This window comes from Lachnoanaerobaculum sp. ICM7 (genome assembly GCF_000287675.1).
Lineage (GTDB): Bacteria > Bacillota > Clostridia > Lachnospirales > Lachnospiraceae > Lachnoanaerobaculum.
Genome location: NZ_ALJL01000023.1, coordinates 136,873 through 149,151, shown reverse-complemented (window position 1 = coordinate 149,151; position 12,279 = coordinate 136,873). Strand labels below are relative to the sequence as shown.

Annotated in this window: 11 protein-coding genes and 2 pseudogenes; 3 read left to right on the top strand and 10 right to left on the bottom strand. The window is 36.7% G+C overall.

What is annotated here, in order from left to right; translation table 11 throughout:
- Positions 1-18 precede the first annotated feature (18 nt).
- Positions 19-870, top strand: a complete 852-nt coding sequence (locus HMPREF1140_RS07740; RefSeq protein WP_009663407.1) for a transporter substrate-binding domain-containing protein — start codon at positions 19-21, stop codon at positions 868-870.
- Positions 871-968: 98 nt separating this feature from the next.
- On the top strand, positions 969-1,460 hold the full coding sequence (locus HMPREF1140_RS07735; RefSeq protein WP_009663316.1) for an HD domain-containing protein: 492 nt from the start codon (positions 969-971) through the stop codon (positions 1,458-1,460).
- Positions 1,461-1,537: 77 nt separating this feature from the next.
- Here HMPREF1140_RS07735 and HMPREF1140_RS07730 read toward each other — a convergent pair whose 3' ends face one another.
- From HMPREF1140_RS07730 to HMPREF1140_RS07695, 8 genes are all read right to left on the bottom strand, one after another.
- Positions 1,538-2,176, bottom strand: coding sequence for a DUF421 domain-containing protein (locus tag HMPREF1140_RS07730; RefSeq protein WP_009663272.1), 639 nt, complete (start codon positions 2,174-2,176; stop codon positions 1,538-1,540).
- 3 nt (positions 2,177-2,179) lie between these two features.
- A complete protein-coding gene (locus HMPREF1140_RS07725; RefSeq protein WP_009663392.1) occupies positions 2,180-2,629 on the bottom strand; it encodes a DUF3290 domain-containing protein in 450 nt (149 codons plus the stop codon).
- 115 nt (positions 2,630-2,744) lie between these two features.
- The gene (locus HMPREF1140_RS07720) at positions 2,745-3,497 is read right to left on the bottom strand and encodes an ABC transporter ATP-binding protein (RefSeq protein ID WP_009663306.1); all 753 of its coding nucleotides are present in this window, start codon (positions 3,495-3,497) and stop codon (positions 2,745-2,747) included.
- A 25-nt stretch (positions 3,498-3,522) separates the two neighbouring features.
- Complete coding sequence (locus HMPREF1140_RS07715) at positions 3,523-4,287, bottom strand: ABC transporter ATP-binding protein (RefSeq protein ID WP_009663240.1); 765 nt, start codon at positions 4,285-4,287, stop codon at positions 3,523-3,525.
- Positions 4,287-5,867, bottom strand: coding sequence for an ABC transporter substrate-binding protein (locus HMPREF1140_RS07710; protein ID WP_009663184.1), 1,581 nt, complete (start codon positions 5,865-5,867; stop codon positions 4,287-4,289). Before HMPREF1140_RS07710 ends, HMPREF1140_RS07715 begins: the two co-directional genes overlap by 1 nt.
- A gap of 86 nt (positions 5,868-5,953) precedes the next feature.
- On the bottom strand, positions 5,954-6,748 hold the full coding sequence (locus HMPREF1140_RS07705) for an ABC transporter permease (protein ID WP_009663187.1): 795 nt from the start codon (positions 6,746-6,748) through the stop codon (positions 5,954-5,956).
- Entirely contained in the window at positions 6,738-7,688 is a 951-nt protein-coding gene (locus HMPREF1140_RS07700; RefSeq protein ID WP_035620130.1) for an ABC transporter permease, read from the bottom strand. Before HMPREF1140_RS07700 ends, HMPREF1140_RS07705 begins: the two co-directional genes overlap by 11 nt.
- 164 nt (positions 7,689-7,852) lie before the next feature.
- The gene (locus tag HMPREF1140_RS07695; RefSeq protein WP_009663193.1) at positions 7,853-8,791 is read right to left on the bottom strand and encodes an FMN-dependent dehydrogenase; all 939 of its coding nucleotides are present in this window, start codon (positions 8,789-8,791) and stop codon (positions 7,853-7,855) included.
- A gap of 267 nt (positions 8,792-9,058) precedes the next feature.
- On the opposite strand from HMPREF1140_RS07695, the gene nrdD reads away from it, so the two are divergent.
- Positions 9,059-11,227 (top strand): anaerobic ribonucleoside-triphosphate reductase, encoded by a 2,169-nt coding sequence (nrdD, locus tag HMPREF1140_RS07690; protein ID WP_009663379.1) that lies wholly within the window; start codon positions 9,059-9,061, stop codon positions 11,225-11,227.
- 234 nt (positions 11,228-11,461) lie between these two features.
- On the opposite strand, the pseudogene HMPREF1140_RS13275 reads toward nrdD, so the two are convergent.
- Positions 11,462-11,914 (bottom strand): annotated as a pseudogene (locus HMPREF1140_RS13275) (transposase); the annotation flags it as partial.
- A gap of 38 nt (positions 11,915-11,952) precedes the next feature.
- Positions 11,953-12,246, bottom strand: a pseudogene (locus HMPREF1140_RS14045) (IS1634 family transposase); the annotation flags it as partial.
- Positions 12,247-12,279: the final 33 nt, after the last annotated feature.

The window sequence follows — 12,279 nt, the reverse complement described above, 5'->3', positions numbered from 1 at the left end:
ATATAGGAGGAATATAAAATGAAAAAAGGTAAATTAATAGGATTATTAGGTATTTTGGCTGCAGGAGCTTTGGCACTCAGTGCATGTGGTTCATCTTCAAAGAGTGCGGCTAAGAATAAATTCAGAACTTTAGATGAGATAAAGAGTGCCGGAACTATAAATATAGGTGTTTTCTCAGACAAGCATCCTTTCGGATATGTTGATGAGAACGGTGAATATCAGGGATATGATATCTACTTCGGAAACAGACTTGCAGAGGACCTTGGAGTTAAAATCAATTATGTAAGTACAGAGGCTGCAAACAGAGTGGAATATCTTGAAACAGGTAAGGTGGATATCATACTTGCAAACTTTACAGTTACACCTGAAAGAGCTGAGGCGGTAGATTTTGCACTTCCATATATGAATGTAGGACTTGGTGTTATATCATCCGATAAAGACCCTGTAACAAGCCTTGACAATTGGAAGCCTGAGGATGAGATGATAGTTATTTCAGGAACAACAGCTGAGACTTATATGATTAAGAATTATCCTGATATTAAGCTTCAAAAGTATGATACATATGCAAATGCCAAGAATGCACTTTTAAACGGTTCAGGTAAGGCATGGGTAAATGACAATACTGAGGTTATCGCATTTGCAAAGAGCAATCCGGGATATACTGTAGGTATTGATAATCTTGGTGCTAAGGATACAATCGCACCGGCTGTAACAAAGGGAAATACTACATTACTTGAATGGATAAATACAGAGATTGAAGATCTTGGAAAAGAGAACTTCTTCCACAAGGATTATGAAGAGACACTTACAGATACTTATGGCAGTGAATATGCAGATACACTTGTAATAGAAGGCGGAAAAGCGGAATAAGGATTAAAGCGGGTTTTTGGAAAAAAGCCCGTTTTTTATTTATAAGTGTAAAAAATTAATATATAATATTAAGCAAATATATTTGCAAGAGGTGTAATATGAATGTAAGTGAAGTAATGGAGAAGATGATAAAAGAAAGTAAGGGCAGCTTTCGGGATATCAATCATTTTTTAAAAGTATGGGGATATGCAAGAAATATAGGAAAGGGAGAGAATCTGGATGATAATACTCAAAAAACACTTGAAATAGCCGCTATAGTGCATGATATCTCCTGTCCTTCGCTTAGAGAAAAGTATGGTGAAGCGGACGGTAAGAAGCAGGAAGAGGTGTCTTCACCGATGATTAGAAAATTTTTTGAAGGCAGTGATATATCAAAATCTATGGTAGACAGGATAGACTTTATGATAGCACATCATCATACATATACAGATATAGAAGGTATTGATTTACAAATTTTACTGGAGGCCGACTTTTTGGTAAATGCAGATGAGATGAAGTTGAAAAAAGAAGCAATAGAAGAGATGATGAGAAAGGTTTTCAAAACGGAAACCGGTATAAGATATCTGAAAGCATTATTTTTAGACAGATAGAAGAAGAACCCTCCAGGTTTTGGAGGGTCCTTTTAATTCAGTATTTAGTTTTGTTTAAGTATTTTTTATATAACAGATTATACAATCTTCGGATAAATAGTAAGATTCAATTCGCCGTTTACATATTCGCCGAGGAAAATATCCTGTATGTTTTCAATGCCCTGTTCATTGATTGAAGAAAGCAACCATTTTTCATCGTGTCCGATAACCTCAAGTATATCTTGGTTTATTCTGCCGTTTGAAATAATAGGGAACTTAGGTGTAGCTGATTGCATATCTATAATGGTAAGCTTACCGTTAGTTTCCATTATTGCAGACTTTACCTCTTTTGTAGAAAAGAGTCCTTCCATCCGTATATGCAGCATAAGCTGGTCTGCAGATATTCCTACTTTGGCGCAGTTTTCAACATTTACCTTACCGTTTTTTATAAGGATAACAGGATTTCCGACTACCAATGACTTTACAGTCTTAATATTGACCAGTAATTTTACGATAATAACAACTAAAGACCAGACCAAAATAAAAATAAGGAATGTTAAAATGGAAATGGAAGTGTTATAGATAACACCGCCTATAATTCCACCGAGTACATAGTTTTGTATCTGGTTTAGGGGAGTATTTATAGAGAATTCATACTTTCCAAGTATATGTATCTGTAAAATCATTACCATGATACCCAGAATAAATTTTATACCGACTAATAAATATATATTCATAAATTATCTCTCCCCGTTTATATATACATTATGATCTATCACATGTGTACGCTGCAAATTATAGGAGTTATTGTCATTATTTAGATGCACCGTATAGTCCTCGTCATTATATCGTACTATAATGCCGTCTTTTAAAGTGGTGGAATTTACCAGTACTTCTTCAGGTGATAAATGTGCATCGGTAGCTACACTCTCTATAAATTTTACCAGCACATGTGACTGGGAAAAGTCTTTGTGATTTTTAGTATAACTTTCCACATGGATGCCCAAAAGTATAAATGTAAAAACCGCAATACCTATAGAAATGTCTCTGAGCCTTGTCTTCATTCTGTCTCTCATAAAGCGAAAACCGGTGATTATAACAACAGCCAAGAGTAGAATGATAAAAGCGGATCTGATGATCATACCGATAGACTGGTGCTCTATAATATAGTCTAAAGTATAAAAATTCATATGATACTTGCCTTCCTTTTAATTATATTCGTAATTTATAGCATAAATTATATTTGTATTCAATCTGTTTTATTATATGAAATATTTAAATATTAATAAAACAGCATCCAATATATCAGTATATATCGGATGCTTCTATAAGTGCTTTTGTATATTCGTTTTCCGGGTGGTGGATTATTCTGCTTGTTACATCTTTTTCCACGATATGCCCATCTTTCATTACGGCTACATCATCACACATATAATGAACCAAAGATATATCATGGCATATAAAGAGTATTGCCATTCCCAATTCATCCTTCAGTTCACCCAGTAGTGATATTATTTTTCTTTGAACTATCATGTCAAGTGCCGAGGTTGCCTCATCACATATAAGAAGTTTCGGAGAACAGGCGATAGCTCTGGCAATAGCAGCCCTTTGACATTCACCTCCGCTTACCTCACCGGGATATTTATTATAGAAAGAAGAATCAAGACCGCAGCGGTTCAAAAGTGAAACTGCTTTGTTTTTATAATTGCCTCTAAAACCGAAGTTTTTTAAATTTAAAACTATGCTCTCGCCAAGGCTTCGTATCGGATTAAAGCTTTCTCTAGGAAGCTGAAAAATCATTTGAAGATCCTTATATATCATCCTGTACTGTGATGGAGAAAATTTGCTGATACATTTACCGTCAAATATCACTTCTCCGGACGTTACCGTTATCAGACCGGTAATTGCTCTTGCAAGAGTACTTTTTCCCGACCCGCTCTCACCTACAACACCAAGACAGCGTCCTGATTTTAATGTAAGATTAATATTTTCAATACTTGGCTTTGTCTCGCCGTCAAATTGCTTCGTAAGATTATTTATAATTAAAATATCATTCATATATACTCCGAAATAAAGAGATATCCTAACCGAAAGCGGAAAATATCAGCTCCTTTGTGAAATCGCTTTTAGGAGAGGAGAGTACTTCACATGTTTTTCCGTAATCAACCGTTTTACCGTTATTTAATACCAATATACTGTCAGTGATACTTCTTGCTATTTTTATATTATGGGTTACAAGTATAACAGCGGTATTGTATTTTTCACGCAGTGATTTCAGCTCGTTTACAATCTGCACTGCCACTATAGGATCAAGTGCACTTGTAGGCTCATCGGCTAAAATTAAAGAAGGATTGTTTAACATGGCAAGTGCTATACCAACTCTTTGATTCATACCTCCTGAAAGCTCAAATGGGTAAGCTCTTAAAATCCTTTTCGGGTCGGGTAATGAGAGGTTTTCAAAAATGCCTGTTGCAATATCAAGAGCTTCTTCTTTTGAAATCTGTCTATGCGCCTTCATACTTTCAAAAACAGTGTCACCTATAGTTTTTAAAGGATTGGTGTGAATACCGGATTCCTGAAAAACCATACTTATACGATTGCCACGAATCTTTCGCATTTCAGAAGCATTAAGTGATAAAAGGTCTGTGTTCTCAAAAATCATATTTCCGGTAAGTACCTTGGGGCCTGAAAGCCCCATAATACTTTTTAGCAATGTGGATTTTCCACAACCGCTGTTTCCGACTATACCCAGAATTTCACCTGAATTTAGAGAAAATGAAAGATCATATAAAATCTGTCTTTTTTCATATGAAATATTTATTTTCTCAAATTTCAAAAGTTCTTTCATTATTCGATTACCAGATCCTTGCTGAATTCATAATAGTCACTTGGCATAGGAGTAAGACCTTTAATATTTTTCTTGCTTACAAGACTCATTTGTAAGTGTGAAACAAATATAAAACCGCAATCATCCACTAAAATATCACTCATATTTTTTGCTATCTCTTCACGTTTCTCATTTTCAAATGTTGCTGAAAGAGTTTTGGCAAGTTCGTCAAGTTCGGCATTTGAGTAATGTCCTCTGTTCTTTGGTGACTCGGTAAGAGAAGTCATATCAAAGAAATACCCTTTGTTTCCGGTAGGATTTGTAACCATAGCACTGCCGAAGATATCCCAGGTAGTGCTATCCTTAATTACCTCAAGATAATTCTCAGTACTGTTTATATTAAGCTTGATACCTATATCCTTTAAGTTTGCCTGTATACTTTGTGCAAGTATAGGAAGCTCGGTTCTTCCAGGATATGTGATGTAGTTAAGTTCTAAATTTTTGCCGTCCTTATCTACATAGCCGTCATTATCACTGTCGCTCCAGCCTGCATTTGCAAGTAACTTCTTTGACTTATCAGGTGAAAAACCATAGCTTGAGACTTCGCCGTCTTTCATAGGGAACGGGCCGTTTGCAACCTTTCCATGACCTCCAAGTAAAACATTTACAAAGCCCTCCTTATCAATGGCCATAGCTATGGCATATCTGATATTTTTATCTGTAAGAAGCTTATTGTCAAAGTTTAACTGCAGGAAGAATGCTCTGCTTGTAGCCACAGAGTTTATATTATAATTGTCATTCTCAAAAAGCGGATAACTTGCATAAGGAAGTCCGGAGGTTGCATCAAGTTCTCCAGATTGAAGTCCCATAGTCAATGTGTCACCGTCTGTGATAGACTTTACGGTGATGTTTTTCTTTGAGACTTCACCGCCCCAGTAGTCATCTCTTGATACAAGGCTTATTTCACTGTCAGACACTGCAGTTGCCTTGTAAGGACCTGTACCCGAAACATTTTTGCTTGCATCCACACCTGCCTGCATATCTATAATTGCGGTATAAGGTTCCGCAAGGAAATTTAAAAGAGCAGGATTAGGCTCTGTAGTCACAAATGTAATTGTTTGACCGTCTGCCTTTATTTCCTGTATCTTCATATCCTTTGGAGCTCTGTCATGAACGGCTATCAAATCTTCAAAGCATTCTTTTGCAGCGGCTGCATCAAGCTTTCTGCCTGATGAAAAATTGATGCCGTCTTTGATTACAACTTCAAGAGTATTGTCATCTACAAACTTATAAGAGTCGGCAAGCCAAGGTACAAGTTCTATATCTTCATTTAATCTGAACAAAGTCTCACCGACACCATATTTTACACAGCTCCAGCCTGAGTAGTCCTCATGTGGATTAAGACCTGCATCCGACATACCTACACCGTAACTGCCGGTGCCGTATACAAGAGTCTTTGCAGTATCTGAAGTACCGACTGAAACTGAAGAGGTTTCAGTATTTGCAGAGCTCTCATTTGCGGTCTTTGAAGGAGAGGCACATGCTCCCAAAAGTAGTGTTGCCGCAAAGGCAACAGAAAGTGATTTTATTTGTTTTTTCATGTATGTAAAAACTCCTTTATATATTTACGGATAAACATATGTTTAACTGTTTATGTATTGTTTAATAATTTCAAAAGTACATTGACTTATACGTTGAAGTAATCTCTAAGCGATTCACCGAATATATTGAATATAGAGACTGTGATAAAGATAGCAATTCCCGGTGAAAGTGTGATCCATGGAGTTAGTTGAAGCAAACTCCTGCTTTCACTTATCATGCTTCCCCATTCAGGAGTGGGAGGGGTGGCGCCAAGTCCCAAAAATGACAGTGCAGCCATTTCCATAAGGCTTGTACCTATATCAAGGCTTGAGGTCACTACTATCGGCCCTATAATATTCGGAAGTATTTCTGTAAATACTATCTGTATTGTATTGCTACCGCTTATTTTAGCGGCATTTATGTATGTAGAGGTTTTAACGGAAAGCACCAGACCTCTTGATAGCCTTGCATATCTTGGCCAACCCACGGAGGCGAGAGCTATTATTGCGCCGAATATACCGTTTTTAAAAAGTCCGGCAGTGGCAATTGCAAGTACAAGACCCGGGAATGCCAAAAATATATCGGACAGACGCATAAGCAAAGTGTCTGCAATCCCTCCAAGGTATCCGCAAAATATCCCTATTACAACACCTATAACAGCCATCAAAAGTACTACAGCCAAAGCTGAAAATATACTGATCCTTGATGCGGCAATCACCCTTGAAAACATATCTCTGCCATATATATCCGTTCCCATTATATGAGGAAAGGATGGGGGAGATTTTGCCGTCATCAGGTTTTGCTCTGTAATATCAAATGGTGTAAGCATTGGAGAAAAGAATGCAAATATAAGCAGTGCAATCACCAAAAAAGACGGAAAGATTAATTTTTTAGTTCGCATATTTTCCACCTCCGATTCTAAGTCTCGGATCCAAGAAATAATATGAAATATCCGACATTAAATTTATAAATACATATATAAATGCCATCCACAGTACATATGCCAAAATCACAGGATAGTCACGTAAATTTATAGATTCAATAGCCAGCTTTCCTATTCCGTCCCACATGAAAATACTCTCAACTATGGAGCTTCCACCAAGAAGACTGCCGAAACTGAGTGACATTAATGTTATCAGAGTGAGAGATGTAAGCCTTAGTACATTAAAGAATATGATTGTGTTTTCTTTTATACCTCTTGCTCTTGCTCCGGTCACATAAGGCTTTGACAGCTCCGACACAATGAGTGCACGGATCTGTCTTATATACTTTGCGCTCATCGCCAGTGCAAGAGTAAGTGTGGGAAGTATCAGACTTTTTATGCTTGTTCCCTGTGAGATTACCGGCAGAAGTTTTAGCTGTAATGCAAAAATATATGAAAGCACAAGCGCCACAAAAAAGTTTGGCAGAGAATTGCCTACAAATGACAGGGCTTTTATAATATTGTCAAATACAGAGTTTTTCTTTACCGCTGAAAGTATACCAAGCGGCAGGGAGATAATTAGGGTAGTGAGCAAAGAGCTTACACTGAGTAAGAGAGTATTCGGAAGTTTAGAAAAGATATAGCCGAATACCGGCTTTCCCGACACATAGCTGATACCCATATCACCTTGAATTACACCCAAAAGCCAGCTTAAGTATTGAATAATAAAGGGACGGTTTAAACCCAGTTCCTCCCTCTTTTGATTTATAAGTTCCGGAGAAAGTACTCCGCCTATGGCTTCATATCTTACAGCCACCGCATCGCCGCCTGTAAAGTATATAAGCGCAAAGGATATGAAGCTTATGCCTATAAGTATAGGAATTAATGATAATAATCTTTTTAAAATATATTTAAACAATGTTTCCACCAAGAAAAGGTAAAATTTATTTGTTTAAGCAAAGCTGTAAACATGATAATAGAATATAAAAGAGAGAGGTATATGTCAAGAGAAAATGAAAATGAGTTTCAAATTAAAAGGCTTTATTTCTCAATATAAAATATTGAAAAATAAAGCCTGTATATTTATCTTATGTATAAAACAGAAGGATCAAATGAGTTTGTATCTTTCACACCTGTATACATCATAAGCTCAGAAAGCTCTTCATTCATTCTTTTTATTTTTTCAATAACACCGCTTTCACCTTCCTTTAAAAGTGGAGAAAGTATTCCCCTGCCGACAGATACGGCATCTGCACCAAGCGCCAAAGCCTTGTAGGCATCATATCCTGTATCCATTGAACAGTCTACAAATATCTCTATACAGCTTACCTCCGTTTTTATATCGGGAAGTATCATAATTGGCGGTATACCGAAAGGAATGCGACCGTGGTGGTGAGATACCACTATAGCACTGCAACCTGCCTGCTTTGCCTTTACGGCGTCTTGAACCGATAAAACTCCTTTTGCTACAAAAGGTATTTTTGCAAATTTTGCATATTCTGACAAATCGCTTTGAGTAACCGGGCCCAAGGCTATTCCGTCAACTATATCATATTTCCCGTCCGTTCCCGGAACATGGTCAATATCCACACCTACCGCAACAGCACCGCATTTTTTTGCAAACTCTATCTGTTCAAAGATAATATCATGGTCGGCAAAAGGTTTTATTATTCTTACTGTCTTGGCTCCTATATCCGCTATTTCTTTGAATTCATCATCAGGCTCCATACCTACCCAATTGAGTATATTTAATGCCTTTGCAGCCTTTGCATATTCAAGCATAGGCTTTTTGCCGTCCTTGCCGACCTTATTTAAATGAGAAAACGCAGGCATCATTATAGGAGAGTCAAATTCCGTCCCAAATATTTTTTTATGCTTATCGGGAAGTATTGCATCTATTATTCTCATCTCCACAAGAATATTATTTAAATAGTTTCTGTTGTGCACATTTGCATCTTCCGCCTTACCGCTGGTTACAGGAATAAGTCCTGCAGGTCCGGGCCATTTTACATTTTCTGACATAATTACCCTTTCTAAAAATATATTATCTATATATTGATTTTAGGTTAATAATAACACAGATGAAATTTTTTTTGCAAATTTTACAAAATTTTCTCTGATATGCACATATGTACGCTTACACTATATGGTAATAAAGCCATTGACCAAGCACAATATATTGTGTATACTATGAATTCGAGAGAGTTATATACTCTTAAAAAGGTACTTATAAGAACTGCGACAATAAGCAGATATTATGTAATAATAAAGAGAGGTTAGGTTACCGACATGAGGATCATTAAAAGAAGCGGCGCTGAAGTTGATTTTGATATTTCAAAGATTATTTCTGCAATCTATAAAGCAAATGCCGTAGTAGGTGAAGATGATAAATTAAAGAAAGCTCAGGTTGACCGTATTGCCAATACTGTAGAGAATCAGTGCATGAGTATGAACCGTGCGATGAGCGTGGAAGAAATACAGGATATGGTAGAGGACGGCATCATGAGAGAGAATGCTTATGAGGTAGCCAGAAGATATATTACATACAGATATGTTCAGAGTATAAAGAGAAAACAAAATACAACAGATGATAAGATATTGGCGCTTATAGAATGTGACAATGAGGAAGTAAAGCAGGAGAACTCAAATAAGAATCCTACTGTTGCCTCAGTGCAAAGAGATTATATGGCGGGAGAGGTTTCAAAGGATCTCACAGAAAGAATACTTCTTGATCCTGAGATAGTGGAAGCTCATAAGACAGGTATTCTTCACTTCCATGATGCGGATTATTTTGCACAGCATATGCACAACTGTGATCTCGTAAATCTTGAGGATATGCTTCAAAACGGAACTGTGATATCAGGCACATTTATTGAGAAGCCGCATAGTTTTTCAACAGCCTGCAATATTGCAACACAGATAATTGCACAGGTTGCTTCAAGCCAGTATGGCGGACAGAGTATTTCGCTGACACATCTTGCGCCTTTTGTAGATATAAGCAGACAAAAAATACGTGACGAAGTGGAATCCGAGATGTATGGTTTGAATGTCTCAAAGGAAAGAAAAGAAGAGATAATTGAAAAAAGACTTCGCAGAGAAATCACAAAGGGTGTACAGACTATACAGTATCAGGTAGTGACTTTGATGACTACAAACGGTCAGGCTCCGTTTATTACAGTATTTATGTATTTAAATGAAGCAAAGAATGAAAGAGAAAAAGAAGATCTTGCACTTATCATTGAAGAAATGATAAGACAGAGATATCAGGGTGTGAAGAATGAGGATGGTGTATGGGTAACACCTGCATTCCCAAAGCTTATATATGTTCTGGAAGAGGACAATATTCGCCCGGGAACCAGGTATTATCATCTTACAAAGCTTGCTGCAAAATGTACCGCAAAGAGACTTGTACCTGACTATGTTTCAGAGAAAAAGATGTTTGAGTATAAGGTGGATAAAAACGGTAACGGAAATTGCTACACACCTATGGGATGCAGAAGCTTCTTAACGCCTTATGTGGATGAGAACGGTAATCCTAAATATTACGGTAGATTTAATCAGGGTGTTGTAACTATAAATCTTGTGGATGTGGCACTTTCATCAGGCGGAGATACTACAAAGTTTTGGAATATCTTCGAGGAAAGACTTGAACTTTGCCATCGTGCACTCAAAGCAAGACATGAGAGATTAAAGGGAACACCTTCAGATGTTGCACCTATACTTTGGCAGCATGGAGCCCTTTCAAGATTAAAGAAGGGTGAGCCTATAGACAAGCTTTTGTATGGGGGATATTCAACCATAAGTCTTGGATATGCCGGACTTTATGAGTGCGTAAAGTATATGACCGGAAAGAGCCATACAGATGATGTGGCAAAACCTTTTGCACTCAGTGTAATGCAGAAGATGAATGATAAATGTAATGAATGGAAGCAGGCGGAGAATATTGATTATTCACCATATGGTACACCGCTTGAGTCTACTACATACAAATTTGCCAAGGCACTTCAAAAGAGATTCGGTATTATAGAAGGTATCACAGATAAAAACTATATTACAAACAGCTATCATGTACATGTATCTGAGGATATTGACGCATTTACAAAGCTTAAGTTTGAGAGTGAATTCCAAAAACTTTCACCGGGCGGTGCCATCAGTTATGTAGAGGTTCCGAATATGCAGGATAACCTTGAGGCGGTAATGAGTTTGCTTGGATTTATCTATGACAATATAATGTATGCTGAGCTGAATACGAAGTCAGACTATTGTCAGGAATGCGGATTTGACGGAGAGATAAAGATCGTTAAAGATGCGGGTAAGCTTGTATGGAAATGTCCTAAATGTGGAAATACGGATCAGAATAAGCTCAATGTGGCAAGAAGAACCTGCGGTTATATAGGAACACAGTTCTGGAACCAGGGAAGAACTCAAGAGATTGCGGACAGAGTACTGCATCTGTAAAAATAAATATAAAGTTAAAGGCTGTTGCACTAAAATGCGGCAGCTTTTTTAATGCAAAAAGGGACTGTCGGGAAATAAGTAATTTTGTTTTTCTATAATACTGTCTATTTTTGGGCATACCCCCCTTGGCTGAAATTTTGTCTTTAAATTTTTTCTTATGCGGTTTTCTCCTGTGGTTTGCCTTCAAATTTTTTTAGTTTTACATGGAGAAAACGATGATCTTCCTTCATTCGCATAAAGGTTGCCAATAGAATCCGGAAGACCTGCAAGATGACAATTAATGCTTCCACGCCATTCTTTTTGTAATCGTCTCATAAACTGATAGTTTAAGTCATCTAGGATATCTGAAGTAAGTTTCTTACTTTTAAATTCATAAAAAGCATCTCTTTTAGGCTTTCTCCCTTGTGTAAGCCATATAAAAGCAATATCTCTTTCACATAAATCCACAATACGATCAATAGAGCGTATTCCTCGCATATTTGTATAAGTAATAACTGCACACATCATGACCCGGTTGTACCCTGTTCTTCCCTTGTCCGAACAATTGGCTAACAGTCCGGAAAAATCTAAATCCTCCATAACTTTTTTTAGGGTATAGACCGGATCGTCATCGGGTAAGCTCAATTCATGGAAACTAAATATAAATTTACCTTGTAAGTATTGAAAATATCGTTTTCGTATGATAATCCTGTCTTTGACAGTTTCAAAACTTAAAAAATAGTATTTTATTTTCCTTTACTTTGTTTTTGTATTGTCCTCATTTGACTTTTTGTTATAAATTCAAAATCTGTATTAAAATGACAAATCTCATGCAGTTTATCTGTGAGCTCTGTTCGTTTATATAGAGGTATGAAACCTTGCTCTTTTATATATGCAAAATTAAAATCTTTTAAGGTCTTTAGAATTTATTCGCATGTATACTTGTGTTCTAAAAATTTTTCAAGATATCTGTAAATAATCAAGGCTAAAAAGCAGGTTAAGAAGTGATACGTAATTCTATCAGTTCTTTGTAAAAATAAAATTGAAACGTCTAGTTATTGAAAAAACGATAA

Excerpts from the sequence above, each read along its gene's own strand:
- HMPREF1140_RS07725 (WP_009663392.1), bottom strand. The coding sequence starts at position 2,629 with ATGAATTTTTATACTTTAGACTATATTATAGAGCACCAGTCTATCGGT.
- HMPREF1140_RS07705 (WP_009663187.1), bottom strand. The coding sequence starts at position 6,748 with ATGCGAACTAAAAAATTAATCTTTCCGTCTTTTTTGGTGATTGCACTG.
- HMPREF1140_RS07730 (WP_009663272.1), bottom strand. The coding sequence starts at position 2,176 with ATGAATATATATTTATTAGTCGGTATAAAATTTATTCTGGGTATCATG.
- nrdD (WP_009663379.1), top strand. The coding sequence starts at position 9,059 with ATGAGGATCATTAAAAGAAGCGGCGCTGAAGTTGATTTTGATATTTCA.
- HMPREF1140_RS07695 (WP_009663193.1), bottom strand. The coding sequence starts at position 8,791 with ATGTCAGAAAATGTAAAATGGCCCGGACCTGCAGGACTTATTCCTGTA.
- HMPREF1140_RS07720 (WP_009663306.1), bottom strand. The coding sequence starts at position 3,497 with ATGAATGATATTTTAATTATAAATAATCTTACGAAGCAATTTGACGGC.
- HMPREF1140_RS07740 (WP_009663407.1), top strand. The coding sequence starts at position 19 with ATGAAAAAAGGTAAATTAATAGGATTATTAGGTATTTTGGCTGCAGGA.
- HMPREF1140_RS07735 (WP_009663316.1), top strand. The coding sequence starts at position 969 with ATGAATGTAAGTGAAGTAATGGAGAAGATGATAAAAGAAAGTAAGGGC.
- HMPREF1140_RS07710 (WP_009663184.1), bottom strand. The coding sequence starts at position 5,867 with ATGAAAAAACAAATAAAATCACTTTCTGTTGCCTTTGCGGCAACACTA.
- HMPREF1140_RS07715 (WP_009663240.1), bottom strand. The coding sequence starts at position 4,287 with ATGAAAGAACTTTTGAAATTTGAGAAAATAAATATTTCATATGAAAAA.